General features: G+C 63.3%; 21 protein-coding genes. 3 read left to right on the top strand and 18 right to left on the bottom strand.

Going from position 1 to position 25301, the window contains the following annotated elements:
• Nucleotides 1-22: 22 nt before the first annotated feature.
• The 7 genes from QQL79_RS01110 to QQL79_RS01080 all read right to left on the bottom strand — a co-directional run bounded on the left by QQL79_RS01110 (nt 23) and on the right by QQL79_RS01080 (nt 10377).
• On the bottom strand, nt 23-892 hold the full coding sequence (locus QQL79_RS01110; protein WP_284387131.1) for a formylglycine-generating enzyme family protein: 870 nt from the start codon (nt 890-892) through the stop codon (nt 23-25).
• A gap of 65 nt (nt 893-957) precedes the next feature.
• Nucleotides 958-3423 carry a beta-glucosidase gene (locus QQL79_RS01105; protein ID WP_284387129.1) on the bottom strand — a complete coding sequence of 822 codons (2466 nt, stop codon included), beginning with the start codon at nt 3421-3423 and terminating at the stop codon, nt 958-960.
• A gap of 5 nt (nt 3424-3428) precedes the next feature.
• Nucleotides 3429-4973, bottom strand: a complete 1545-nt coding sequence (locus QQL79_RS01100) for a sulfatase family protein (RefSeq protein WP_284387128.1) — start codon at nt 4971-4973, stop codon at nt 3429-3431.
• Between the two features lie 22 nt (nt 4974-4995).
• Nucleotides 4996-6777 (bottom strand): sulfatase family protein, encoded by a 1782-nt coding sequence (locus QQL79_RS01095; RefSeq protein WP_284387126.1) that lies wholly within the window; start codon nt 6775-6777, stop codon nt 4996-4998.
• Nucleotides 6778-6854: 77 nt separating this feature from the next.
• Nucleotides 6855-7676 (bottom strand): ATP-binding cassette domain-containing protein, encoded by an 822-nt coding sequence (locus QQL79_RS01090; protein ID WP_284387124.1) that lies wholly within the window; start codon nt 7674-7676, stop codon nt 6855-6857.
• Nucleotides 7673-9439 carry a dipeptide/oligopeptide/nickel ABC transporter permease/ATP-binding protein gene (locus tag QQL79_RS01085; RefSeq protein ID WP_284387122.1) on the bottom strand — a complete coding sequence of 589 codons (1767 nt, stop codon included), beginning with the start codon at nt 9437-9439 and terminating at the stop codon, nt 7673-7675. Before QQL79_RS01085 ends, QQL79_RS01090 begins: the two co-directional genes overlap by 4 nt.
• Nucleotides 9439-10377, bottom strand: a complete 939-nt coding sequence (locus QQL79_RS01080; protein ID WP_284387120.1) for an ABC transporter permease — start codon at nt 10375-10377, stop codon at nt 9439-9441. The genes QQL79_RS01085 and QQL79_RS01080 overlap by 1 nt, the downstream gene beginning before the upstream one ends.
• 189 nt (nt 10378-10566) lie before the next feature.
• Here QQL79_RS01080 and QQL79_RS01075 point away from each other — a divergent pair, with 189 nt between their 5' ends.
• Entirely contained in the window at nt 10567-11559 is a 993-nt protein-coding gene (locus QQL79_RS01075) for a LysR family transcriptional regulator (RefSeq protein WP_284387119.1), read from the top strand.
• 125 nt (nt 11560-11684) lie between these two features.
• On the opposite strand, the gene QQL79_RS01070 is transcribed toward QQL79_RS01075, so the two are convergent.
• From QQL79_RS01070 to QQL79_RS01045, 6 genes are all read right to left on the bottom strand, one after another.
• A complete protein-coding gene (locus QQL79_RS01070; RefSeq protein ID WP_284387117.1) occupies nt 11685-13193 on the bottom strand; it encodes an ABC transporter substrate-binding protein in 1509 nt (502 codons plus the stop codon).
• A 118-nt stretch (nt 13194-13311) separates the two neighbouring features.
• On the bottom strand, nt 13312-14988 hold the full coding sequence (locus QQL79_RS01065; RefSeq protein WP_370461156.1) for a glycoside hydrolase family 3 protein: 1677 nt from the start codon (nt 14986-14988) through the stop codon (nt 13312-13314).
• A 2-nt stretch (nt 14989-14990) separates the two neighbouring features.
• Nucleotides 14991-15632, bottom strand: coding sequence for a maleylacetoacetate isomerase (gene maiA / locus QQL79_RS01060; protein ID WP_284387113.1), 642 nt, complete (start codon nt 15630-15632; stop codon nt 14991-14993).
• Nucleotides 15629-16327 (bottom strand): fumarylacetoacetate hydrolase family protein, encoded by a 699-nt coding sequence (locus tag QQL79_RS01055; protein WP_284387111.1) that lies wholly within the window; start codon nt 16325-16327, stop codon nt 15629-15631. Before QQL79_RS01055 ends, maiA begins: the two co-directional genes overlap by 4 nt.
• Nucleotides 16324-16899, bottom strand: a complete 576-nt coding sequence (locus tag QQL79_RS01050) for a hypothetical protein (RefSeq protein WP_284387109.1) — start codon at nt 16897-16899, stop codon at nt 16324-16326. The genes QQL79_RS01055 and QQL79_RS01050 overlap by 4 nt, the downstream gene beginning before the upstream one ends.
• Nucleotide 16900: 1 nt before the next feature.
• Nucleotides 16901-17992 carry a cupin domain-containing protein gene (locus tag QQL79_RS01045; RefSeq protein WP_284387107.1) on the bottom strand — a complete coding sequence of 364 codons (1092 nt, stop codon included), beginning with the start codon at nt 17990-17992 and terminating at the stop codon, nt 16901-16903.
• Nucleotides 17993-18129: 137 nt separating this feature from the next.
• Between QQL79_RS01045 and QQL79_RS01040 the strand changes: the two genes are divergently transcribed.
• Nucleotides 18130-18579, top strand: coding sequence for a MarR family winged helix-turn-helix transcriptional regulator (locus QQL79_RS01040; protein ID WP_348523165.1), 450 nt, complete (start codon nt 18130-18132; stop codon nt 18577-18579).
• A 4-nt stretch (nt 18580-18583) separates the two neighbouring features.
• On the opposite strand, the gene QQL79_RS01035 is transcribed toward QQL79_RS01040, so the two are convergent.
• The 3 genes from QQL79_RS01035 to QQL79_RS01025 all read right to left on the bottom strand — a co-directional run bounded on the left by QQL79_RS01035 (nt 18584) and on the right by QQL79_RS01025 (nt 21638).
• Entirely contained in the window at nt 18584-19543 is a 960-nt protein-coding gene (locus tag QQL79_RS01035; RefSeq protein WP_284392784.1) for a FecCD family ABC transporter permease, read from the bottom strand.
• Nucleotides 19544-19608: 65 nt separating this feature from the next.
• A complete protein-coding gene (locus tag QQL79_RS01030; RefSeq protein WP_284387105.1) occupies nt 19609-20652 on the bottom strand; it encodes a FecCD family ABC transporter permease in 1044 nt (347 codons plus the stop codon).
• The gene (locus QQL79_RS01025; RefSeq protein WP_284387103.1) at nt 20649-21638 is read right to left on the bottom strand and encodes an iron-siderophore ABC transporter substrate-binding protein; all 990 of its coding nucleotides are present in this window, start codon (nt 21636-21638) and stop codon (nt 20649-20651) included. The genes QQL79_RS01030 and QQL79_RS01025 overlap by 4 nt, the downstream gene beginning before the upstream one ends.
• Nucleotides 21639-21868: 230 nt before the next feature.
• Here QQL79_RS01025 and QQL79_RS01020 point away from each other — a divergent pair, with 230 nt between their 5' ends.
• Nucleotides 21869-23974, top strand: coding sequence for a TonB-dependent siderophore receptor (locus QQL79_RS01020; RefSeq protein WP_284387101.1), 2106 nt, complete (start codon nt 21869-21871; stop codon nt 23972-23974).
• 134 nt (nt 23975-24108) lie between these two features.
• On the opposite strand, the gene QQL79_RS01015 is transcribed toward QQL79_RS01020, so the two are convergent.
• Together QQL79_RS01015 and QQL79_RS01010 are read right to left on the bottom strand one after the other, a co-directional pair.
• Nucleotides 24109-24984 carry a helix-turn-helix domain-containing protein gene (locus tag QQL79_RS01015; protein ID WP_370461155.1) on the bottom strand — a complete coding sequence of 292 codons (876 nt, stop codon included), beginning with the start codon at nt 24982-24984 and terminating at the stop codon, nt 24109-24111.
• Nucleotides 24985-25093: 109 nt separating this feature from the next.
• Nucleotides 25094-25276, bottom strand: a complete 183-nt coding sequence (locus QQL79_RS01010; RefSeq protein ID WP_284387098.1) for a hypothetical protein — start codon at nt 25274-25276, stop codon at nt 25094-25096.
• Between the last annotated feature and the right edge of the window lie 25 nt (nt 25277-25301).

The following is a 25301-nucleotide window of genomic DNA, read 5'->3' as shown; positions in this document are numbered from 1 at the left end:
GCGGCCGCAAAGGCCGCCGCAGCTAGAGGTCGAACGCCACGCGGAACCCGGCATTGCTGGCGGCACTGTCAGGCGACAGGGCCATGCGCGCAGCGATGCGGTATCGGTAGCAATAGGAGATGTGGCAAAGGAACGAGCCGCCCTTGAGCACCTTTTCAGAGTGGGCGAGGGCCTGGCCATTGCGCAGCCGCGCTTGCTTGGACAGCGAGCGGACCCGGAAAGTGTCGCGCGTCCATTCCCACACATTGCCGGCCATATTGTAAAAGCCGAGTTCGCTGGGCTGAAAGCTGCGGGCCGGGGCAGTGCGCTCGAAGCCATCCACCAGGCTATTGTTATTGGGAAACTGTCCCTGCCAGATATTGGCAAGGATCGTCTGGTCATCGGGCTCTTGCTCACCCCAGGGAAAGCGGCGCTTGCGCGCGCCGCCCCGGGCTGCATGCTCCCACTCGGCCTCGCTCGGCAGGCGGCCGCCCACCCAGCTGGCAAAGGCATTCGCATCGGCCCAGGAAACCTGCGTCACCGGATGATCAAGCCTGTCATGGATCGTGCTGCCCACCCCCTCGGGCTGGCGCCAATTGGCCTCGTCGATCCGATGCCACCAGGGCAGGTTCGAACCGATCGCCGCCGCCGATTTCAGATGCGCCTCGTCGCCGAAGAACACGGCAGACCAGCCGAACCGCTCGGCCTCGGTCACATAACCGGTGGCCGCGACGAATGCGGCAAAGCGGGCGACGGTGACGGTCTGCGCCTCAAGCCCGAAATCGGCCAGCGTCACCTCGCGTTCGGGTCCCTCCCCATCCTGGGAAATTTCGGGGCGGTCGGTGCCGACAAAGCTCCGCCCGCCCGCGACGCGGATCACATCCACCGGCTTGCCACCGCTAACCTGCGGCAATGACGTGGCCGGGGCGGAAACTACCGCCCCGCCCAGATTTGCCCGTGATGATCCGCAGCAGGAACTCATGGCCGCAACACGATGGGGCTCGTGCGCAGAACGGTTTCCTCGCTCAACAGGGTTTCGGCATCGGTCCCCAGCACAAGCCGGTAAGTCCCCGGGGCCACCAGCCAGGCGCCGGTGCCGACATCGAAATAGGCAAAGGCGCGGGCATCGAGCGTCAGATCGACCCGCCGCGTTTCCCCCGGCTCCAGCGCCACCTTGGCAAAGGCCTTCAATTCCTTCTTCGGCCGCGCCACCGGCGCCTCGGCCGGCGACACATAAAGCTGGACCAATGTGGACCCGGCCCGTGTCCCGGTATTGCGCACATCAAGGCTCACCGAAACGGCGCCCTTGGCCTCGAAAGCGCTGGCATCGACCGCCATGGCCTCATAGGCAAAGCTGGTATAGCTGAGGCCAAAGCCGAAGGGGAACAGCGGACGTATGCCATGCTGGTCATAGTGGCGATAGCCGATGAAGACCCCTTCGCGATATTCCACTTCGCCATCCAGGCCCGGATAGACCCGCAGGTCCTGGCTGAAGGCGGGATTGTCCGACCATTTGGCCGGGAATGTCTGCGCCAGCCGCCCGCCGGGCTCAGCCTTGCCCAGCAGCACATCGGCAATGGCATTGCCCGCTTCCTGGCCCGGATACCAGGCCTGGACGATGCCGGCGACCTCATCCACCCAAGGCATCTCAACCGGCCCACCGGTCTGCAGCACCACTATGGTCTTGCTATTGGCACGGGCCACCGCGCTGACCAATTCATTCTGGGCGCCGGGCAGCTCGATCTGGGGCAGATCGCTGCCCTCGGTATCCCATTCGCCATTGCGGCCGATAAAGACCAGCGCAACATCGGCGCCGGCGGCAGCCTCCACGGCCGCTGCAATATCGGCCTCGCCCATGGGCAGGCCGATCCCCATGCGGAACGCGGCAACGCCCAGAACGGAATGGTCCTTGCTGGCAAATTCGATGGTGATATCAGCCGGCTTGCCGGCTTCCAGCGCAACTTCGCCCACCACTTCGTCGCACCCTTCTTCAAAGAAGGTGCGGCCGCGTGTCCAATTGCTCCAGGCATCGGCAACGAGCTTGCCATCGACATAGACCCTGGAGAGACCCGCCGAAGCGATGCCGACGCGATAGGTGCCGCTGCGCTCGGGAACATATTGAGCCGTGAGACGGGCGGAAAACTGATCGGCCCGGACCTTGCCGCCGCCAACCATATCGAGCCAGAAGGCCTCCGCCGCTTCCATGGTTTCGCTATGAACCGCTTCGCCCGACAGGGTGCGGTTGGCGAAGTAATCGATCTTGAGCGCGCCGGTCAGCAGCGGCTCGAACCGGGCATTGCCGCAGCCGGGAGCATAGACCAATTCCTCCTCGCCCAGCGCCGAGACGAGCCCGTCCCAGGGGCTGACGCGATAATGCGGATTGATCTGGGACGAGCCCCCGCCCATGATCTGCGCGATCTTGGCATTGGGGCCGATCACCGCGATCCGCTGGCCTGCCGGCAGGGGGAGCACGCTCTCATTCTTGAGCAGCACCATGCCTTCGGCGCCGGCCCGACGGATCAGCGCGCGATGCTCGGGACGATCCTCGGCCTTCTCTACATGGGGGCCTTTGTCTGCCAGTGCGCCGGTCCAGGCCATGACCGAAAGAATGGCGCGGACCCGATCCCCAATGGTCTCGCGCGACACTTGACCCGCTTCGACCGCGGCAATGAGCTTTTCCCCGCGATCGCGTGCGGGGCCCGGCATTTCCAGATCGAGCCCAGCATTGACCGTTGGCGCGGTGGAGTGGGAGCCGAACCAGTCGGACATGACCAGCCCGTCAAAGCCCCAATCGCCACGCAGCACGTCGGTCAGAAGCCAATTATGCTCGGATGCGAAATCGCCATTGACCTTGTTATAGGCCGTCATCACCCCCTTGGTGCCGCCCTTCTTCACCGCCCATTCAAAGGGGATCAGATAGACTTCGCGCAGGGTCCGCTCATCGATCACCGAGCTCATCGTGGTGCGCTCGATCTCGGATTCATTGCCGGCAAAATGCTTGACCGTCGCCGAGATACCCTGGCTCTGCAGCCCTCCGATATAGGCCGCGCCCAGCTCGGCGGTGAGGATGGGGTCTTCCGAATAGCATTCGAAATTGCGGCCATTGCTGACCGAACGCTGGATATTGACCGTGGGCGCCAGCAGCATATGCGCGCCCTTCGATTTCGTTTCGGCGGCAAGCGCCACCCCCACTTCCCGCAATAGCTCGACATTCCAGCTCGCCCCAAGGCTGATGCCGACCGGGAAAGCGGCGGCTTTGACGCCACCCAGCAGGCCCCCGCCGCCCCGCGCGCCATTCGGTCCATCCGAAACGCGCAGCTTGGCAATACCCAGCCGCTCGACCGCGGGAAGCGACCAGAAATCTTCGCCGGACAGCAGCGACACCTGCTCCTCCAGCGTCAGTGCCGCGATCAGATCGTCTATGGTCTTCGTCATATCGTTCATGTCCACTATGCTGCCAGCGCTGCGCGAACCAGGCTGCTGTCATGCTCAGGCAGGTCGCCGATCTCGGCCATCTTGGCATCGAGCTTGGACAACATATCTCCGAACACGCCGGCATAATCGGGGTTCGCAGCAACGTTGTTCAACTCATGTGGGTCCTTTTCGCAATCGAAAAGTTCCCATTCCGGCGGGGCGCCATTGGGCCGGGCGCCGAGCTGCCCCAGATCGTCATTGTACCAGTAGATGAGCTTGTAACGCTGGTCGCGCACGCCGTAATGCGCCCAGGCCTCGTGGATGTCGTCATTGTGCATCCAGTAGCGGTGATAGGTCAGCTGGTCCCAGTCATCGGGCGTCCTGCCTTCCAGCACCGGCCGCATGGTGCGGCCCTGCATATAGCTGGGCAGCGGCAGTCCGGCATAGTCGAGGAAGGTCGGAGCAAAATCGACGTTACAGGCGATATCGCTGCTCACCGAGCCCGGCTCGATGGCCTTGGGATAGCGCGCCAGGAACGGCATTTGCAGGCTTTCCTCATACATGAACCGCTTGTCGAACCAGCCATGTTCGCCCAGGAAAAAGCCCTGGTCGGAAGTGTAGATGACGATGGTGTTCTCGGCCAAACCCTTCTCGTCGAGATAATCGAGCAGCCGCCCGACATTCTCGTCGATCGATTGCACCGTCCGGAGGTAGCGCTTCATGTAGCGCTGGTATTTGAACTCGGCGAATTTCTGCGGGTCCTCGAAGGTGAAGTTTTCCCCGGTCGTCGAACAGATGACGGTGATGGTTTGCCCGGGTTGCAATTCGGGCACCTTGCGCATCCAGGAAATGACGTCGAGCATGAGGGGTCCGACTTTTTCTGCGGGGCCAGAAGGGGTTACGAGGCCGAGGTCCTCGTAGTTCATGTCCGAGCGGATGCGCATCTTGGCGGCGGCAGCGGCGGCGGCGCGGTTGGAATAGTCGTCGTTGAAGGTTTCGGGCAGCGGAATGTCTTCGTTGGCCCAGAGATGATCGTATTTCGGATGCGGCTCGAAATTGCGATGCGGCGCCTTATGGTGGCACATCAGGAAGAACGGCTGGTCGCCCGATTTCTCAATGAAATCAAGGCTCATATCGGTGATGATGTCGGTGGCGTAGCCGGGAATGCGGCTGCTGCCATCGGGGAAGATGAATTTGGGATCCCAGTAATCGCCCTGGCCGGGGACCACGGCCCATTCGTCGAACCCGGTGGGGTTATGCGCTTTCCCCTCGCCCATATGCCACTTGCCGAACATGCCGGTGCGGTAGCCGCCCTGGCGTAAGTGCTTGGCAACATTGGGCAAACGATTGTCGATTTCGGTATGGAGCGTGGTGACGCAATTGACGTGATTATAGGTGCCGGTGAGGATGGCGGCGCGGCTGGGGGTGCAGATGGAATTTGTGACGTAAGTGGCGTCGTGGCGCATGCCCTCATTGGCCAGCCGGTCGAGATTGGGCGTATGGTTGAGCCCTGCCCCATAGGCGGAAATCGCCCTTGCGGCATGGTCGTCGCTCATGATGAAAATGATGTTCGGGCGCATGCTAAAATCCTGAAATATAAAGCTATTCCGCAGGAATCACGGCCTGCAGCGAACGCTCGATAGCATCGAGCCGGGCCTTGTCGAGATGCGGCACCATGCCGGCGATTTCGAGCAGGGTCTTGTCATCGAAAATCGCCGCGATCCGGCTGCCGTCGAGCGCCGGCAGGGCGTTAACAACGATTGCCTTGGTGCTGTCTTCTGCTAGCAGACTGTTAACCGTGACAGTCGCAATCACAGCATCGGGGGAAAAGTCGGCGACGGTCGGCGCGCGGCGCTGCCCGGCCTCGACCTGCGCCCATTGTTTCTCGATGAGGAGATGGGCTTCGGTGACCTTCCCCGTGGCCGGAAGACCCAACCGCTCGAACTGGCTGGGGGGCGCATCGTTCTCGCGCATGAGCCGGACCAGAAGATCGGCCATGCGCAATTCGAGAGCGACATCGCGCAAGGGCGTGGTCTGGCCCGGATCGGTTTCGAGGTCATAGAGCAGAGTGCCGAATTCGGCCGGCCCCCGCATGGTCCAGCCCGGCAGGCGCAGCACGGGCGCGCCCTTGGTGAAGGAAAAGCCCGCTATCAACTCGGCCCCGACAAATTCGGACGGCTCGAAGCGCGACCGCATATGGGTGGGCATCAGGGTATGTTCCAGCAAGGGCCCGTTCGCCGCCTCGGCCGAGGCGCGCATATAGACATAGCGCCCGTCGGTGACGCTGACATGGCCGCCGAAAATGCCGAACAGCCCCCCTTCGCGCACCGGTTCGTCGCTGGCCACCGCCTGCCCGAGCGGCTGGCCCAGCATGTCCTGGGTCGGCGCAAGGCCAAAAAAGTCGAGCAGGGTTGGCGCGATATCAATGGTCTGCACCAGCGCCTGGCGACGCTCGCCGGCCACGCCGGAGCGCGGGTCCCAGACGAAGAAGGGCGTGTGGATGGTTTCGTCATACCAGGGCATGACCGACTTGCCCCACCAGCCACGCTCGCCCAGCATATAGCCATGGTCGGTGCAGACGATGAGCATGGTGTCCTGCCACATGTTCTTCTCGTCCATAAGGTCGAGCACGCGGCCCAGATTGGCGTCGCACATGGAGAGCAGCGCCAGATAGCGCAGCTTGGCGTTTTCGACCGTGCTGCCGGATTCTGTGACCCGCGCATAAGGCGGCCAGTCGAAATCCTCGCCATTGCCCAGCGGGCTCTCGGGATAGAGCTTGTGGTACTGCTCGTAGCTGAAAAACGGCTCGTGCGGATCGAAGGTCTCGAGCTGCAGCATCCAATTGTCGGCGCCCGCATTGGTCTCGATGAAATCGAGCCCGGCATTGAACGTCAGCGTCTGGGGGTGGTCGGCCTCGTCCTTGAGGTAATCGCGATTGATCCCATCCTGATTGTGCATCCGGTAGAAGATATCCCTGAGCCTTGTGCGGTCGGTGCGGGTGACATCGCCCTTCCAGAGATCGCCTTCCTGGCCGCGGAAGAACTCATAGCTCGAATAGCGGTTGTGATAGGTCGCCCCGCCATCTTCCCAATAATGCTGATGGTCGGTGACCAAATGGGTATAGACGCCATTCTTGCCCAGGATTTCCGGCATGGAATCGTCGAACGGCTCGATGGGTCCCCAGGAGCGGTGCAGGAAATTATAGCGCCCCGTATGCATTTCGCGGCGTGCCGGCATGCAGGGCATGGAGCCGGCATAGCAGCGGTCGAAGGTTGCGCTGCGCGTCGCCAGCCTTGCGAAATTAGGGGCATGCGTCTGGGTGTCGCCATAGGGCGGCAGCATGCGCCGGTTGAGGCTGTCGAACATGACAATAATGGCGCGCATCTTAGGCTCCGGTATTCAAGATGTCGGCGCCACATGCGCCAGCGTTTCGTTTTTTCACTGTGGGTAGGAAGCGCCCATTAGGCAGCCCCATTTGTCGCTAGCGCGCGGAAGGCGGCGCGGCGTTCGGCCTGCCGCACGGGATCGGCAACAGGGGCGGCCAGCAGCAGCCGCCTGGTATAATCGTGCCGCGGATTGGCAGTGACCTGGTCGCATTCGCCGAATTCGACGATCTCCCCGCCGCGCATAACGGCAACCCGGTGCGAGATATGGCGAACTACCGACAGGTCGTGGCTGACAAAGAGATAGGCGACGCCGGTGCGCTCCTGAATCTCGACGAAGAGATCGAGCACGCGCGCCTGGGTGGACAGATCGAGGGCCGAAACGGGTTCGTCGCAGACGATGAGATGGGGCGAAAGCGCCAGCGCCCGGGCAATGGCGACGCGTTGGCGCTGGCCGCCGGAAAATTCGCGCGGATAGCGGCTGGCCGCATCGCTGGGCAGGGCGACCTGATCGAGCAGGGTCCGCACTCTGGTTACCGCCTCGGCGCGCGAGGCCTGGCCGCGCGCGACGATCGGCTCGGTCAGAATATCCTCGATCGTCATCGAAGGATTGAGCGAGGTATAGGGGTCCTGAAACACCGCCTGGATAGACGCCGCCTTGCCCTTGCGGTCGCGCGGCGCAACACCGGCAATATCCTGCCCTTCAAAGAGGATGCGGCCCGAACTGACCGGGCCGATGCCCAGGATGGCGCGGCCCAGCGTGGTCTTGCCCGATCCGCTTTCGCCTACCAGGCCCACGGTTTCGCCGGGGCGGACGGTGAGATTGATATTTTTGAGCACGTGATGCGCCCCAAAATGGGTATTCACGTCCATGCATTGGACAATGACTTGCTCGCTCATGCCGAAACTTCCTTGACGCTGAGGGGCCGGTAGACGCGGGGCGTCACGTCGTCGAGCACGGCGCCAAGCAACATCTTGGTGTAATCGTGCTGGGGATCGGCAAAGAGGCTCCGGACATCGCTGGTTTCCACCACCTTGCCATCCTTCATCACCGAAACGCGGTGGCAGATATCGGCAACCACGCCGAAATTGTGGGTGACCAGCACGACCGACATGTTCATCTCGGCCTGCAGGTCGCGCAGCAATTCGAGCACTTCGGCCTGCACCGTCACGTCCAGCGCGGTGGTGGGCTCATCGGCGATCAGGAGGTCGGGATTGCAGGAAATGGCCCGGGCGATCAGGACGCGCTGCGCCATGCCGCCCGAAATCTGGTGCGGATAGGCATTAAAGGTGCGCAGCGGATTGGGCATGCCCACCCGAGCCAGGAGCTTGAGCGCCCGCGCCTTGGCTTCGCCCCGCGAAATGCCCAGCACGGTGACCATGGGCTCGGTGAGCTGGTAGCCGATGCGGAAAGCCGGATCGAGATTGCTCATCGGTTCCTGCGGCACATAGGCAATGCGCTTGCCGCGGAGCTTGCGCATCTCTTCTTCGGGGAGATTGGCAATGTCGCGGCCATCGAACCAGATCGAACCGGAGAGGATGCGCCCGCCGGTGGAAAGCAGGCCCAGCACGGCAAAGGCCGTCTGCGTCTTGCCCGAACCGCTTTCCCCCACGAGGCCCAGCACTTCGCCGCGGCGCAGTTGCAGGGACACGCCCTTGACCACTTCGGTCCAGCCATCCGCCGAGGGATAGCCGACGACGAGATCGCGGACCTCGAGCAGCGCGTCTTTATCGCCCGGGGCTGCGCCGACGGCGGAAGCGGCGACCGGAGCAGGCAGGGCCGCGACCTTGGCGACGCGATTGCCCTGCTGCAGCCGGTCACGAATGGCATTGGCGAGCAGCACGAAGGAAGCCACGGTGACCGAAATGGCCAGGCCCGGCCAGAGGATCGCGGTGGGCACCACGAACATATTGGCAAAGGCATCCTGCAGCATGCCGCCCCAGGTCGGCACGGCCGGATCGCCCAGGCCCAGGAATTCCAGGCCCGCCTGAATGACGATGGAAACACCCGCCACGATGGACACCTGGATGATGACAGGCGCGCGGATGACCAGCAGGATGTGTCGCACGATGATGCGGAGGTCCGAGAGGCCGGACACGCGGGCCGCATCGACATAAAGCTCGTGCTTGACCCCGTTCACCAGATTGCGCGTCAGCCGGTAGAAGCCGGGCGCCAGCATGACGCCGAAAATCACCATGGACACCTGGATGGACGAGCCCAGCGACTGGTAGAAAGCCAGCAGCACGATGAGCGAGGGCAGCGCCATGAGCCCGTCGGAAATCCAGCTCATGACCACTTCGCGGCGGCCGCCGAAATAGCCGGCAAACAGCCCCGAAGTGACCCCGATCGAAGCGGCGACCGAAATGGCGATCAGCGCGCCGGTCAGCGTATTGCGGGCGCCATAGACCAGGCGGCTGAAAATATCGCGGCCCGAGCCGTCGCCACCCAGGAAATACCCGTCGCCCGGCGGCGCATTGATCTTGAAGATCTGCAGCTCATCGGCCGGAAAGGGCGCGATCTGCGGCGCAAAGACCGCCGCCAGAATGACCATAGTGAGCAGCGCGGCGGCCAATAGGCCGAGCGGATTGGTGAGCACGGAGCGGACAATGCCGTCGCGGGTGGCGGCCGGCGTTCCGGTTTGCGGAGTGCTTGCAGCGGACATCAGAGCCTCACCTTCGGATTGACCCAGGCATTGAGCAGATCGATGGCGATATTCACGAGCACGACGAGAATGATCATGGTGACGACCACACCCATAAGCACGGGAATGTCGCCCGAGAGCGCCGCCTGGACGGTGATCGAGCCCAGGCCCGGAATGGCAAAGACGCGCTCGATAATGGCCGCGCCGCCCAATAGGGCGATGAACTGCACCGAGAGCACGGTGAGCGCTGCCGGCATGGCATTGCGCAGGGCATGGCGGAACAGCACCGAGGATGGCTTGATGCCGCCGGCGCGCAGGGTGCGCACATAATCCTGCCGCAGGGCATCGATCATGGCGCCGCGCACCTGTTGGGAGGCCGAGGCGATGCCCGACAGCACCAGGGCCGAAACCGGCAGCGCCAGCGAGGCCGCCCAGCCGGTTGGAGAGGCGAGGAAATCGACATAGCCGGTGGCCGGCAGCCAGCGCAGATTGAGCGCGAAGACCACGACCAGGATCAGCCCGAGCCAGAAATTGGGCAGCGAAAAGCCGACAACGCTGATCACCTGGATGACCCTGTCGGCCCAGCCGCCGCGCACCGCCGCGATAATGCCCAGCAGCGCCGAGACCAGTCCGATGGCAAAGATGGCCAGCGTAACCATGGAGAGCGTCACCGGCAGGCGCCCGGAGAGGATCTTGCCGACGCTTTCGCCCATGGTCCAGGAGGTGCCGAGATCGCCGGTGACGGCCTTGCCGACCCAGGAGACATATTGCTCATGAAGCGGCCGGTCGATGCCCAGCTTGACCTCGAGCGCGGCAATCTGCTCGTTGGTCGCATTCTCGCCCAGAATGTTCTGGGCCACATTGTCGGCACCGCCAAAGACCAGCGCGAAGGTGACCGTGGTCACCAGCACCAGCAGCACCAGGCTCGAGACCACGCGCTTGGACAGATATCTAAGCACGGTATCGCCCCTCCCCGCAGGGGGCCGCGCGGCGGCGCGGGCCCGCAGCGGCGCCTTGGCTGAGAACCATCATGCTGTTCCTCCTCAATACCCACTTGCGGGGCCTTATCTTGAGGCGGTGATAGCAGTTGAACCGATGCACAGATAATGCAAAAAATGCCGGAAGCGATAACTTCGGTGCATAGCCATATGCTTGACCAGATCACCCACCTCTTCCGGCTTCGGACCATTCTCGAAGAGGGCAGTTTGCGCCGCGCCTCCGAGAAGCTGAATGTCACCCAGCCGGCCCTGTCGCGCTCCCTGGCGCAGCTCGAAAGCTATTTCGGCCAGCAATTGGTGGACCGCCATGCGCGGGGTGTCAAAGCCACCCCCTTCGGGGAAAAGGTGCTGTCGGTCTCCAACCGGATCGAGCGTTATTGGGAGATTGCCGAGCACGAATTGCGCAGCGAGGTCAGCGACGAAAAAGCGGTGATGCGCATCGGCGGCGGGCCGGTCTGGCGCTCGGGGATCTTGTCGGGCGTGCTGGCCGAATTGCAGAGCCGGTTTCCGCGCCTCGTCATCGAATTCACCACGCTGACCTATGGCAAGACTATAGACGACCTGCGCGAGGGCCGGCTCGACGTGGCCTTTGGCGGCGTGTTCAACGATGGCGGCACCAGCGCCCGGATGGCGCGGGTCAAACTGACCGAGGTCACCAATTACGTCATGGCGCGGGAGAACCATCCCCTGCTCAAGGGACAGAGCGGCCCGGGCGGCAAGGTTCTGCCATCAAGCCTGCTGGCCTATCCATGGATCGTTTATTCCGAACTGCCAGCCTATCGCGAAATCACCGAGCATACCATTGCCGAACATGTCGGCGCGCGGCCCGATGTGCGCTTCATCTGCCAGAACCTGCTCTCGGTGCTGACCATATTGCAGCAGAGCGACTGCCTCTGCGTGCTGCCGGGGCTGTCGGTGCAGGCGGTCAATTCCCCGCGCATCGTTCCCATCCCCCTGCCCCTGCGGCACAGCACGGCCGAGATCGGCATGATCTTCCGCACCGAAATGCGCGACTGGTCGCCCATGCAGACCCTGGTGGAGCTCTGCCAGGACAAGTTCGGCATCGCCCATGAGCAGGGGTTCGATACCAGCCGCGGCGGGGTGAAACCCACAAGGGTCACAAGCGAAATCGGACAGCCCTGACGGCTGCCCGCTTCCTCGCTTGGCGAAGGACGCCGGGAGAACTACTCCGCCTTCACGAAATCGCGAATATGGGGCACGGTAGGCGGCCACTGCTGGCCGCCTTTCTGCTCGAGCAGATTTGGCGATTATTGCGCCTTTGAGTAATTGCGGATGGGCGACACCACATTGGTCGACTGCAGATCCACAAGCGTTTCCTTATTGGTCAGATAAATGATGTCGCGACGATACATCGGCGCATAATAGGCGTTCTCGACAAAGTACCTGCCGACATCCTTGTAGAGCGCATTTTGCGCGTCGCCGGAGGCATACTGAACCTTGTCGATAAGCTCCAGCAAGGCAGGATCGGCAACTTTGGAAGTGTTCCAGGGGCTATCCGGGAAGCCGAATTTGCGGATTTCCGACCACTCGCCCTGATAGCCGAACTGGAAGACATAGGCCGGGAACTTGCCCGAGCGCAGCTCGGTAATGGTGGCGTTGGGCGCGATCTTTTCCCACTTTACGCTGACGCCGATATCCTTGAGGAATTTCTCCACAATTGGATTGAAGGCAGCATAATTGGTCGTTTCCGGCAGGGTGAGCGAGAAGCCATCGGGATAACCCGCCTCGGCCAGCAGGGCCTTGGCCGCAGCCGGATCGAACGGATAGACCTCGTCGAGTTCAGGGACATAGGCCTGGCTGGTCGATGGGAAAATCTGATCCGTCAGCCGGCCATAGCCCAGATCGACGAATTTCAGAATGGACGCGCCATCGAAGGCCATGTTGAGCGCCTTGCGCACGCGCAGATCGGCTAGCGCCGGCGCAATTTTGCCCTCGCGGTCGGCAATGATCAGGCCGAACCAGTCCACATCGACGCGGTTGAGCACCAGGCCATTGGCCTCGGCATCGGCGACGGCCCGGGCCTCGCTGATACCGGCATCGATCTGGCCGGACTTGAGGGCATTGAGCCGCGCCACATTGTCATTGATCGGGGTGATGGTGACCCGCTCGAACGGGAAATCGGCGGCATTCCAATAGTTGGGATTTCTGACATAGACATATTGGCGGCCGAGTACCGAGGCCGCGGTGTCGTAGACATAGGGGCCCGAGCCGATCGGGCTATTGGCAGACCCTTCAACGCCCAGTGTGGCGGGAGACGCCATGGCGCCGCCGACGACAGCCAGGTTCTGCAGCAGGCCCGGATCGGGCTCGCTGAGATGCAGCTTCACCTCATTGGGCGAAACCACCTCGATTTCGGAAATCGAAGCGGCCATGAAGCTGTTCTGCCCGGCGCCGCTCTTGAGATATTCCAGGTTTGCCTTGACCGCCTCGCCATCGAAGGGCGCGCCATCGCTGAAAGTGATGCCGTCGCGCAGCTTGAGCGTGAGCACGCTGCTATCGCCATTATAGGTGTATTCGGTCGCCATGTTCGGGCCGATATCGCCATTGGCCTCGCGCACCAGAAGCGTATCGAAAACCGGCGACCAGTACTGAAGCTGGTGGCCGATCATCAACTGGGCGCGGTCGAAGCTGGTATTGTCGATCGTCGCGCCGAGCGCGAGCGTATCCGCATCGTTGGCAACCTGCGCCATGGCCGCGGGCGCGACCCCAGCCAGCAAGGCGGCAGCAAGCAAGGCCGGCAGAAGCCGCTTCGTCATCTCAATCCTCCCATTGCCGCCCGCCTTTGCGGATTCCGGCGTCCCCTCCGACCTAGCAGCAGGCGCGATAAGCGAGAAATGCAATTTCGCCCAGCAGCGATAAGCCGCTTTCATAGGGTCAGTAGCGGGCATCCTCGAGCCCGCAAAAGGCGTCGACCGGCGATTGGCCGGCAAAGGGACGCAGCCCCATCATGCAGTCCAGCACCGCCTCCTGCATCTCGTCGGACGTGCAATAGGCGTTGACATAGGCGGGCATGCGCGGGGCGTCATAGAGGTAATAGGGGTAGCCGAACGAGACCATGGCGGTGGGCATTTCGTGCCAGGTGCGCCGCATGGACAGCCGGAAATTGCCCATCAGCCCTAGCCAGTCGAGGAAAATCCGGCCGCGGGTCAGCAGGGTCTCCTCGCCCAGCCCATAGAGTACCAGATCATATTGCCCCGTCGGTATGGCATCGCCCGCCACATGCACATCCACCGCAAAGCCGCGCTGGCGCATGAGATCGGGCAAGGCGAAAGCCATGGACGCGCCATGGATCGGGGAGACGATGCCGCCGGTGACGAACAGCACCCGCTTGTGCCGGTCGGGCGAGATCGGAAAAAGGTTCTGCACATCCTTGACCAGGGTCGGCGCCCGCTGGAAACCCGCGCGGGCAAGCGCCTCGGCTTCCGGCTTGCCCAATTGCGTCAGGCGCGCGGCGGCCGGCACGCGCCCGGCCTTGTGCAGGCCCAGCGCCGCCTTGAGCCCGAGCACGCGCAGCAGCGCTTCATCGACCCGGCTCCGGGACAGGCTGCCATCGGCCAGCGCCGCCTTGATGGCGCCGAGGTCGCGCGGCACATCCTGGGAAAAGAGGATCATGTCGCAGCCGGCACGCAGCATTTCGACCTTGGCCTGGGCGACATCCATGAAGGACGTCACCCCCGCCATTTCCGAGGCATCGGAAACGATCAACCCGTTAAAGCCCAGCCGCCCGCGCAGCAGATCGGTGGTCAGCGCCGTGGAGAGCGAAGCGGGTCGGAAGGCCTCGAGCCCGGCTTCGCTCTCCCCCTCCCGGACAAACGAGGGCAGCGCGATATGGGCGGACATGACCGAGAGCACACCCTCGGCAATGGCAGCGCGATAAAGCCGCCCAAAATGAGCCTCCCATTCGTCCATGGACAGCGGATTGACCGTGGTCAGCAAATGCTGGTCCCGATCGTCGAACCCCTCGCCCGGCCAATGCTTGACGCAGGCGGCGACGCCTGCCTGCTGAAACGCCTTGGCCTGGGTCAGCGCGTGAGCCTCGATGCGGTCGATCTCGGCGCCATAGCCGCGCGTAGCCACGATAGGCGAGCGGAAGGCGGCATTGATATCGAGCACCGGCGTATAGGACCAATTGACCCCAACCGCTCGCGCCTCTTCGGCCATGATGCGGGAAATCCCCTCGGTCAGCGCCACATCGTTCACTGCCGCGAGCGCCAGCGGATTGGGGACGGTGGTGCCGAAAGCCAGGCTCATGCGCGAGCCTTCGAGATCGGCTGAGACCAGCAGCGGCACCTCGGCTTCGTCCTGCAGGCGATCGAGCAGCCCGGCCTCGGCCGCGCCATCGGCCGAAAAGAAGCGCATGACCCCACCGGGCCGCAATTGCGCGATCTCGTCGGTCCAGGCCCCCACCGGACCATGCATGCCGATGACGAAAAGCTGCATCAGCCTGCTGTCGCCCTCAAGACGCGTGGCGGTGTCGGCCACCCACGCCACGGCTTCCTCATCGAGATGGAACGGCGCCTGACGCAGCAGGTCGAGAGTCTGGTCGGTCATGGTCATTCCTCGAAATCGGGCTGCCGCGCGGGGGCGGCCAGGGCAAAGGCGTCGAGCCCGTTGCAGCGGGCGGTGATGGCAGTGAGGCGGGGCAGATGGCCGGTATCGAGTCCGAACCGGCCGGCCGAAGCCATTTGCGGTACGAGGCAGATTTCGGCAAGGCCCGGCTGGTCGCCGAAACAGAACGGGCTATCGGGCGATACCATGGCCTCGCAGGCCTCGAGTCCCGCAGCGATCCAATGGCGGCACCAGGCGTCCTTGCCCGCCTGGTCCTGGCCGAAATGCTGGCCGAGATAGCCGAGCACGCGCAGATTGTGCAGGGGGTGGATATCGCAGGCTATGGCCTGGGCAAAGCCCCGCACCCTGGCGCGCTGGAACGCGTCCTCCGGCACGAGCCTGGGTCCCGGCTGGGTTTCATCCAGCCATTCGATAATGGCGAGCGACTGGGTCAGCACACCCGCTTCGGTCTCTAGCGCAGGCACCAGGCCCTGCGGATTGATGGCGCGATAGGCCGGCTGGTTCTGTTCGCCACCACCGCGCCGCAAATGGACGAAACGGGTCTGCTCGGGAGAAATCTCCTTGAGATTGAAAGCGATGCGGCAGCGCCAGGCAGCCGAGGAGCGGAAATAGCCGTGAAAGATCATGCCGCCGGCCCGATGGTCAGCCGCACTTCGGGGAGGCCCTCGATACTGCCCACGATGCGGTCTCCGGCCAGCACCGCGCCCACCCCGGCCGGCGTGCCGGTATAGATGAGATCGCCCGGCATGAGATGGTAATAACCCGACAAATGCTCGACCAGATCGGCGGGCGACCAGACGAGATCGGAGAGATGGGCATCCTGCCGCGTCTCGCCATTGACATTGAGCGTGATGCGTTGCGGCCCCACCTCGCCGAAGGCGGCAGCCTCGACAATGGGCGCGATGACGGCGGACCGCTCGAAATTCTTGCCCAGGTCCCAGGGCCGCTGCTTGGCCCGGGCCTCGAGCTGCAGATCGCGCCGCGTCATGTCGAGGCCCGACGCATAGCCGAATATGGCCGCCGCTGCACCCGCACGGTCGGCCCGGAAAGCATCGGCGCCGATGGCGATCACCAGCTCCATTTCGTAGTGATAATTGGCCGTACCCGGCGGATAGGCCACGACGTCCCCACTCGGCACCAGCGCCTGGGCGTCCTTGAGGAAATAGAACGGCGCTTCGCGATCCACTTCCACGCCCATTTCCTTGGCATGGTCGGCATAATTGCGGCCCACACAGAAGATGCGGTGCACGGGATAAAGCTGGCTTCGCCCTTCCACCGGAACGGTGGGCCAGGCGGGCGAGGGAAACAGGCGGTCCGTCATGACGGCACTCCGAAAATCTGCGATTGCGAGGGGAAAGCCAGAGCGGGCTGGCCGTGATCGGCATAGAATTGGAAAGCCGTGGCGCCCGCCTGGAGCAGCGCGCTCATGCGACCCAGCGCCTCGGCGGGGGTGGCGGCAACGAGGCCGGGAAGGGTCAGCCGGGCGCTCCAGCCCGACCCATCCATGTCGCGGCAGGCCACATCGAGATGTTGCAGGGCATGCAGGTAAAGCGAGCGTAGCGCCCGCCCCGGCAGGGTTTGCGCCAGGACGATTTCCGCGACGAGGCTGTCGCCACGTTCGGCTTCGTCGCCCTCTATGCCATCATGCCCGGACAGAGCCTCGAAAGCTTCGGCAATGAGCCGGGCCGTGCAGCCCAGCTCGGCAACAAGCCTGGCCAATCCGATCAGTTCCAGATCGTCATCGCCAATGTGCGACAATTGGCGGAGGCAAGCCGCCCGCGCCAGCCGCATGGTCAATAGCTCCGTGGCTGGCGCCGCGGCAGAGTCGAACCGCGCGCCCGAACCCAGCCTTTGCCGCAGCCGGGTCCGCGCTTGCTCAAGCGTTTCACCCATTCTAGGCGTCCGGCCCGACCGCGCTGCGGGCGAAATTGAGCCGTTCCATGATGGGTGCATCGGAAAAGCGGAAGAGATCGAGCTGGCTTTCCGCCGCGATCGTCCAGGGCACCCAGGAGGGCACGACGAAAAGATCGCCCATCTCGAGGCTATGGCTCTGTTCACCCAGCTCGACCCGGCCACCCCCTTCGAACACCTGGAAGACGCTGGAGCCGACCTCACGCCGCCTTTGCGTCACGACACCAGGCCGCAGACGATGAAATTCCGCCCTTATGGTGGGCATCACATCGCCCCCGGTGGTGGGATTGATATAGCGGATGGCGGCATGCCCCTCGGCAATCGTGGCGGGATGCCCCTCTTCTTCCAGCAGCAATTGGCCGTTGAGGGCCCTGTCGGTATGCTCCCAGCGATAGGCGCCAATGGGCGAGGACACGGTATCGGACAAACCCGAAAGTGGCCGCAGGCCCGGATGGCACCAGAGCCGCTCGCTGCGCGAAATATCGGGCGTGGCATAATCGGTCACCCGGTCGGCACCGAATTCGAAAAAGCCCACATCGTTCTGGTAGGAAAAGGGAATATCGAGGCCATCGATCCAGGCCATGGGCTTGTCGGTGGCATTGTGGTGGCCGTGGAAATTCCAGCCGGGCGTCAACAGGAAATCGCCCCGGCCCATCCGCACCGGATCGCCATTGACCACGGTCCACACTCCCTCCCCCTCGACCACGAAGCGGAAGGCATTTTGCGAATGGCGGTGTTCGGGCGCCGTTTCATGCGGCCCCAGATATTGGATGGCCGCCCAGAGCGTGGGGGAAATATAGGCATTGCCGCTAAGCCCCGGATTGCCCAGGCCCAACGCGCGCCTTTCCCCGCCCCTGCCTACCGGAACCAGCTCACCCGCCTTTTGCGCCAGCGGATAGAGATCGGCCCAGCGCCAAAGATGGGGCACCGCCTTGGGGCGCGGATGACGCGGCATGAGGTCCCCGATCTGGGTCCAGAGCGGCATGATGGAATGGCGGGCAAACCCGGCATAAAGCTCGGCCAGCTCGGGCGTCTCCTCCGGCTGCATGCCATGCGGCTTGGCGCTTTCAGCCATGGCGAAATCCTCCTCCTTGCGGGGCAACCATTATGTGGCTGTCCTCTCCGCAAATGGTAAGTATACTCACTAAATTTGGCAAGTCTGGTTCTGCCGCTTTTTGCGGGTTAGAAACGGCAGGCAGACAAAGGATGAAAATGACCAGCAGACAGCCCCCGGGCTTTTTGATCCGCCGCCTCCAGCAATCGGCCGTCGCCATATTCCTGCGCGAGCTCTCCGCCGCCGGGCATGACCTGACGCCGGTGCAATATGCCGTGCTGGACAAGGTCGCGGCCAAGCCGGGAATGGATCAGGCGACGCTGGCCCGGCTGGTTGCGCTGGACAAGGTGACGTTGGGCGGCGTGGTGGATCGCCTGCTGACCAAGGGCCTGGTGGCACGCAGCGTCAACCCCAATGACCGGCGGGCGCGCCTGCTTGCCCTGACCGAAGCCGGCCGCGACGAGCTGGAACGCTGCCAGCCGGCCGTCGACCGGGCACAGCAGAAGATTCTCGCCGGTCTCTCGGAAGATGAGCAGCCCCAATTCCTGCGCCTGCTGACCAAGCTGGTCGACGCCAAGAATGAAGATAGCCGTGCGCCTCTGATCTAGGTGCTTAGAGAGAGCTGCCGCTCCTGTTGGCGCGCACGATGAGATAGATAAGATAGGGCGCGCCCAGCACCCCCGTCACCACCCCCACCGGATAGCGCGCCGGCAGCAGGAACTGGCCGGCATAATCCCCCGCCAACACCAGGAGCGCACCCACCAGCGCCGCGGGGATCAAGAGCGAACCGCGTGAACCCACGATGCGGGCGGCAATCGGCCCGGACAGAAACGCGATAAAGGCGATCGGCCCGGTAACCGCCGTCGCCGTGGCGATAAGCCCGACCGCGGCGACGATGATCGCAATCCGCGTCCGGCCGACACGAACGCCCAGGGCAGCCGCGGTGTCGTCGCCCAGCCGCAGCAGGTCGAGGCTCCGCGCCTGGCTCAGCAGCAGGCTGCCGAATACGGCCAGGGCGGCGAGCAGGGGAATGGCCTGACCGAGCTGGGCGCCGTTGAGACTGCCGGTCAGCCAGCGCAATGCTTCCTGCAGGTTCCAATCCGCCGCCTGGGAGAGGATATAGGCCACAACGCTTTCCAGCATGGCCGAAACCCCGATGCCGACCAGTATGAGCCGCGTTCCCGCCGCGCCATTGCGGAACGAGAGGGCATAGACCAGCAACGCCACCACCAGACCACCGCTGACCGCGAAAACCGATACTGCGGCGCCCTTGAGCGACAGCACGACAATCGCAAAGACCGCCGCCGCGCTGGCGCCCGAGCTGATGCCGATAATATCGGGGCTGGCCAGCGGATTGCGCGGCATGATCTGGAAGGCGACGCCCGCCAGACCAAAGCTCAGCCCCGCCAATATGGCGAGCACGGCGCGCGGCAAGCGCAACTGCCCCACTGCAAAACTAGCGCCCTGCACCTCTTCGCCAAACAGAACGCGAAGCACCTCGCCGGGCGGCGTGAAGCTCTGCCCCAGCGACAGCGTCAGCACGAAAATTGCGACGACCAGCAGCAGGAGCATGCCCGTCAGGAATGCGTAATTCCGCCCGTGCTGGCGGCGGCTGGCAGTAATGGCGCCGATTGCCGTCACAGCTCGCGAATCCGCTGACGCATGACCACCCAGATGAAAAACGGCGCGCCGACAAAGGCGGTGACAATGCCGACATCGAGTTCAGCGGGCCGGGCAATGATGCGTCCGGCAATATCGGCGAGCAGCAACAGGCTCGCGCCGCCAAGTGCCGAAAAGGGCAGCAGCCAGCGATAATCGGCACCCACCAGCAGGCGGCAGAGATGGGGCACGATCAGCCCCAGGAAACCGATGGGGCCGCAAATGGCCGTGGTGGCGCCGCAGAGCAGAATCGCCCCGAGCGCGGAAACGCCCCGGGCCAGCGCCACCCGTTCGCCCAGCCCCGCCGCCATTTCATCGCCCAGCGCCAGCGAATTGAGCCGCCGTGCCGAGAGCAGGGCGATGACCATGCCGACGGCGAGAAAAGGCAGCACGGGCAGAATGCGCTCGAAGGTGGCGCCACCCACCCCGCCGATCTGCCAGGAGCGGATGCCCCCCGCAATATCGTTGCGCGGCAGCACCACCGCCATGACCAGGGACGCAAAGGCAATCGAGGTGGCAACGCCCGCCAGCGCCAGCTTGAGCGGCGTTGCCCCACCCCGTCCCAATGAGCCGATCGTATAGACAAAGCCGGCCGTGCAGCCCGCGCCGATAATGGCCGCCCAGATATAGGCCTGGGCCGAGGCGATGTTGAACCAGGCGACCCCGATGACCACGGCGAGCGAAGCGCCCATATTGACGCCCAGAATACCCGGATCGGCCAGCGGATTGCGCGTCACCCCCTGCATCACGGCCCCGGCCAGCCCCAGCGCCGACCCGGCCAACACGGCCAGGAGCGTGCGCGGAATGCGCAGCGACACCGCCGCCTGGCCGATATTATCCTGCCCGCCTGTCAAAGCCGCGGCGATATCGGCCCAGCCGACATCGCGCGACCCGGTGGTGACCGAAAGCGCGCAGAGCGCGGCGAGCAGCCCGGCAAGACCCAGCAGCCACAGGCTCCGCACGCGGTTCGACCGCCCGGCGATAGGCTGCCGGACAGGCGATGGAAGGCCCAATGCCGTCATTGCGATTTCGCGGCCGCCTCGGCGAGCAGGGCGACATAGTCCTTGAGCACCCAGGCAATCGAAAGCGGGGTGGGATTGGCTGCCGTGCCAACCGGATTGCCGCCCAGAATGACCAATGCCCCCTGTGCCACTGCCGGCATCCGGGCCATCAGCGGATTGGCCATCAGCGCGCTATGAAGCTGTTCGTCGCCATAGGTGACGACGATATCGACATCCTCGAAGCGATCGATCTGTTCGGCGCTGACCGAGCCCGAGAACTTGCCCGGCGCCGTCGCCTCGACCACGCCCTGGGGCGAGGTCAGGCCGAGATCGGCGAAGAATTTCACCCGCGTATCGTTGGTCGTATAGAAATTGATGGTGCTGAGATCGGACGCGTTGAGATGGGTGGCGAACATGGCCGACTTGCCCTTGAGCGCGGGATAGGCGGCAAGGGTATCGGTAATCTCCGCCTCGATCTCGGCGATCAGCGCCTCGCCCTCTGCCGCCAGGCCCAGCCCCGCGCTATTGAGGCGGATCATGCCGCGCCAATCGGTGGACCAGGGCGCGTCGGGAAAAGCGATAACAGGCGCAATCTGGCTCAGCGTGTCGTAATCGGCCTGGCTGAGGCCCGAATAGGCAGCCAGGATCACATCGGGATCGGTGGCCGCCACCGCCTCGAAATCGATGCCATCGCCCTCGTCGAACAGTACCGGTGTTTCGGCGCCCAGTTCGGTGAGTTTTTCGGCCACCCAGGGCAAAAGACCATCGCCATCGTCATCACCGAAATTGGCCCTAGCGAAGCCGACCGGCACGATCCCCAGCGCCAACGGCACTTCATGATTGGCCCAGGCCACGGTTGCGACCCGCACCGGCTTTTCGGTGATGATTGTGGTGCCCAGGGCATGCTTGATGGTGATGGGGAAATCCTGCCCCAGGGCGGAGCCCGCCCCCAGGATCGATAGACATGCCACAATCAATGGTGCGGAAAAACGAAACAGCCGCAGCATGGCGAGGCCTCCTGAACTAAAAGTAGACATTCACTTTCAGGTTTGGAGATACCGCGTCAACCGCAATGCGCATGACCACGGGGATAAAGGCGAAATTCCCATGGAATCGTACAAAACCGGCGCTTTTTACAATACCAGACAAACATCCTCAAGTTATGAGCAGAAACCGGCAGGAACCGGCCCAAGGGGGGCGCGGCCGCCAAGCCGCACACCAACATCTGGAATTGCATATGAATATCAGGGATGCCAGCGGGGCCCGCTACCGGGCTGCCATGCTTTTGGGATGCACCGCTCTGGCGGGCATGGCGCCCAATATCGTCTTCGCTCAGGAGGCCGCCGACCCGACCGTGACGATTCTCCCCACCCTCACCGTCAATGTCCAGGGCACCGGCACCGACGACGACCGCAATACGATTGTGGCACGGACCACGACAAGCGGCAGCAAGATCGCCACGCCGATCCTGGATACCCCCGCCTCGGTTTCGGTGATCACCGCCAAGGAAATCCAGCAGCGCGGCGCGCAGAGCACCGAGGAAGTGATCCAATATACTGCCGGCGTCACCACCGATTTCTACGGTTCGGACGACCGCTTCGACTTCTTCAAGATCCGCGGCTTTGATGCCTATACCTATCGCGACGGCCTGGTGATCGGCGCACCCTTTGGCGGCATCCGCGAAGAACCCTATGCCTTCGAGCGGATCGAAGTGCTCAAGGGCGCCAATTCCACCACCTTCGGCGTTTCCGACCCCGGCGGCGCGGTCAATTACGTGACCAAGACGCCCAAGAACGAAAAGTTCGGCGAGGCCTATATTTCGGGCGGTGCGCTGGGCACGGCCGAGATCGGCGCCGATTTCGGCGACAATATCACCGAAGACGACACGCTCTCCTATCGCCTCACCGGCAAGCTCCGCGTGGGCAATGACGAATATGATTATTCGCGCAATGACGAGCAATTCGTCATGGCCGGCCTCACCTGGCGGCCGACCGACGCAACCACCCTCACCATCGTCTATGACCATCTGAGCAAGCAAGGCGTGCCCGGCAGCGGCGGCCACCCGGTGGGTACCGATTTCGACAGGAATGTCTTCTTCGGCGAGCCGGGCTACAATTTCCGCGGGGTAGATCGCGACACACTGAGCGTCATGCTCAGCCACGATGTCGGCTATGGCCTGACCTTCAGCTCCAATGCGCGCTACAGCAATACCGCCAGCGATTTCGGCTATGCCTATATTTCGGCAACGCCCACCGATGGCTCGACCCTGGCCAGCCGCGCCTTTTTCGGCAACGAGACCACCCGCGAAAACTTCGTCATCGACGGGCGCGTGCAATATGACGCCACCTTCGGCCCCGTCGAGAGCCGTACGCTGGTGGGCGTCGAGCACAATTCCAACTACGCCACCAACAAGACCTATTGGGGCCCCGCCCCCAGCATCGATTGGCTGAACCCGGTCTATTCGGGCGCTCCTGCATCGGTGCCACTGATCGGCAGCACCACCAATGACCAGAAGACCAATGCGCTTTACCTGCAGCAGGACCTGACCTTCGACCGGCTGACCGCCTCGATCGGGCTGCGCAATGACTGGATGGATATCGAGCAGACCAACAATCTGACGGGCGGACTGACCGCTGCCGAATTCAGCGAATTCACCAAGCGCGCGGCCCTGACCTATAAGTGGACCGACGAGATCGCCACCTATGTCAGCTATGCCGAATCCGCCGTTCCGGCCTCGCTCAGCGTCGAGCCCGAGCGTGGCGAACAATGGGAAGCGGGCATCAAATACCAGCCCGAGGCTTTCCCGGCCCTGTTCAGCGCCGCCATCTACGACCTCACCAAGAACAATATGACCCGCACCAACCCCGCTACCCTGCTGCAGGAGACCATTGGCGAAGTGCGGGTGCGCGGTATCGACCTTGAGGCCAAGGCCGAGGTCATGGAAAATCTGAGCCTCACCCTGGCCTATTCCTACATGCTCTCCGACATCGTCGAAAACGGCACGGCGGGCAATGAAGGCAATGAACTTTCCTTCGTGCCCAACCACATCGCCTCGCTCTGGCTGGATTATACCCTGCCCAGCAATGGCATTGTCGGCGACATGACCTTTGGTGTGGGCGCCCGCTATTCCGGCCCCTATTTCTTCAACGACACCAATACCCAATCGGGTGACGCCAGCATCGTCTTCGACGCCGCCTTCAATTACAAGGTGCAGGAAAACACCACGTTCCAGCTCAATGTCAGCAATATCTTTGACGAGAAGCACGTGGCCTATGGCGGCTTCGGTGCCGACTTCTACAATCCCGGCCGCTCGATCACGGCCAGCCTGCGCCAGACGTGGTAGCCGTCTTTCATTTGAACTCGGCTGAAGGCGGGAACCTCTCGGCTCCTGCCCTCATCCACCTCCCTCCCCCGTGTGGGGAGGGAACCGGATCGGGCACTCCACCAATCAGAAGGCCCAATCCTGAAATCAGCGGCCTAGCGAACCTGCTGTATCCGCCGCCACGCCGCCGGCGTTTCCCCCGCCACGTGCCGGAAAACCTTGGTCAAATGCGCCTGATCAGAAAATTCGAGCTGGGCGGCGATATTGGCAACGCTGAGATCGGTCTCTGCCAGCAGCCTCTTGGCGCTCTCCACCCGCCGCTCCAATTGCCATTGCAATGGCGTCTTTCCCGTCGTCTGCTTGAAGACCGTACTGAACCAGCTTTCCGACAGCCCCACCGCATCGGCCATTTCCGCCACGGAAAGCCGGCCATTGCCGGGCGTATTGGCGCGCAACGTCAGCTTGTTCATCTGCCCCTGGGTCAACCGGCCCTCGACCTGGTCACCCGGCCGCTCCGGAATGTCCAGAAGGCCGGCGACAATGCTGCCGACAAGGCTTTCCGCATAGACCGCATGGCGGGAAGGCGCTGAAATTTCCCCCACCAGTAGCTTGGCCAGGGCCTCGATGGCGCCGACATCCTGGATTTCGACCGGTCGGCGCAGGGCCGCCAGCGCCGCGGACCGCCCCACCGAAGGCGCCAGAAACCGCAGCAGCCGGTCTTTGTGGATATGCAGGTTGAGATGGGTGACGTGGTGGGTGGATTCGACATTGGTCCACAACGGAACGCCCGCGGGGATATAAATGGCCCGCGTCATCGGCCGGTGCTGGCGGACAAAATCGCCATCGTGATTGGAAATACGGACCTTGCCGGACACGTCGTTGAAGAAAAACATGATGCGCGGATCATCGGCCAGGTAATAGCCGCTGGCGCCCGTGAGGCATTCGGCCTCCCAGAATGCTCCCATCAATCCATCCAGACACCGCCACTTGACCGGATCGGTCACGCGGATGCCCTCGGTGCGCCAGGTCATGGCAGGCCAGTAGTGCAAGATCGGAATATGCCCCAATGTATAAACTGAGTAGTTTTATCATATTTTTGCGGCATATGCAAAGCGCAGCCAGGCGGGATTGACTGGCGGGTCAGGGAGTCTGGCTTGCTTCGGCGGCCGGGGCCTGGGTCGCTGCCGGCGGCGCATTGCCGGTCCGCGCTGTCCCCATGGCCGCGACGGATACGAACAGCAGCGCGCCACCGATCCACAATATCGCTGCCAGCAGAAAGAACGGCTCGAGAAATCCGCCGTCGCCATAGTCCCTGTCGGCCATGATGTCCTCCTTCAATCCACGATGT

The organism is Devosia yakushimensis, from assembly GCF_030159855.1.
Classification (GTDB): Bacteria; Pseudomonadota; Alphaproteobacteria; order Rhizobiales; family Devosiaceae; genus Devosia; species Devosia yakushimensis.
Note: the sequence above shows the minus strand (reverse complement) of the source record. Positions and strands in the feature narration are given on the sequence as shown.

What these genes read in the sequence shown, in the direction of transcription:
- QQL79_RS01105 (WP_284387129.1), bottom strand. Translation starts at nt 3,423, where the DNA reads ATGAACGATATGACGAAGACCATAGACGATCTGATCGCGGCACTGACG.
- QQL79_RS01100 (WP_284387128.1), bottom strand. Translation starts at nt 4,973, where the DNA reads ATGCGCCCGAACATCATTTTCATCATGAGCGACGACCATGCCGCAAGG.
- QQL79_RS01095 (WP_284387126.1), bottom strand. Translation starts at nt 6,777, where the DNA reads ATGCGCGCCATTATTGTCATGTTCGACAGCCTCAACCGGCGCATGCTG.
- QQL79_RS01090 (WP_284387124.1), bottom strand. Translation starts at nt 7,676, where the DNA reads ATGAGCGAGCAAGTCATTGTCCAATGCATGGACGTGAATACCCATTTT.
- QQL79_RS01085 (WP_284387122.1), bottom strand. Translation starts at nt 9,439, where the DNA reads ATGTCCGCTGCAAGCACTCCGCAAACCGGAACGCCGGCCGCCACCCGC.
- QQL79_RS01075 (WP_284387119.1), top strand. Translation starts at nt 10,567, where the DNA reads ATGCTTGACCAGATCACCCACCTCTTCCGGCTTCGGACCATTCTCGAA.
- QQL79_RS01070 (WP_284387117.1), bottom strand. Translation starts at nt 13,193, where the DNA reads ATGACGAAGCGGCTTCTGCCGGCCTTGCTTGCTGCCGCCTTGCTGGCT.
- QQL79_RS01065 (WP_370461156.1), bottom strand. Translation starts at nt 14,988, where the DNA reads ATGACCGACCAGACTCTCGACCTGCTGCGTCAGGCGCCGTTCCATCTC.
- maiA (WP_284387113.1), bottom strand. Translation starts at nt 15,632, where the DNA reads ATGATCTTTCACGGCTATTTCCGCTCCTCGGCTGCCTGGCGCTGCCGC.
- QQL79_RS01055 (WP_284387111.1), bottom strand. Translation starts at nt 16,327, where the DNA reads ATGACGGACCGCCTGTTTCCCTCGCCCGCCTGGCCCACCGTTCCGGTG.
- QQL79_RS01050 (WP_284387109.1), bottom strand. Translation starts at nt 16,899, where the DNA reads ATGGGTGAAACGCTTGAGCAAGCGCGGACCCGGCTGCGGCAAAGGCTG.
- QQL79_RS01045 (WP_284387107.1), bottom strand. Translation starts at nt 17,992, where the DNA reads ATGGCTGAAAGCGCCAAGCCGCATGGCATGCAGCCGGAGGAGACGCCC.
- QQL79_RS01040 (WP_348523165.1), top strand. Translation starts at nt 18,130, where the DNA reads ATGACCAGCAGACAGCCCCCGGGCTTTTTGATCCGCCGCCTCCAGCAA.
- QQL79_RS01035 (WP_284392784.1), bottom strand. Translation starts at nt 19,543, where the DNA reads ATGCTCCTGCTGCTGGTCGTCGCAATTTTCGTGCTGACGCTGTCGCTG.
- QQL79_RS01030 (WP_284387105.1), bottom strand. Translation starts at nt 20,652, where the DNA reads ATGACGGCATTGGGCCTTCCATCGCCTGTCCGGCAGCCTATCGCCGGG.
- QQL79_RS01025 (WP_284387103.1), bottom strand. Translation starts at nt 21,638, where the DNA reads ATGCTGCGGCTGTTTCGTTTTTCCGCACCATTGATTGTGGCATGTCTA.
- QQL79_RS01020 (WP_284387101.1), top strand. Translation starts at nt 21,869, where the DNA reads ATGAATATCAGGGATGCCAGCGGGGCCCGCTACCGGGCTGCCATGCTT.
- QQL79_RS01015 (WP_370461155.1), bottom strand. Translation starts at nt 24,984, where the DNA reads ATGACCTGGCGCACCGAGGGCATCCGCGTGACCGATCCGGTCAAGTGG.
- QQL79_RS01010 (WP_284387098.1), bottom strand. Translation starts at nt 25,276, where the DNA reads ATGGCCGACAGGGACTATGGCGACGGCGGATTTCTCGAGCCGTTCTTT.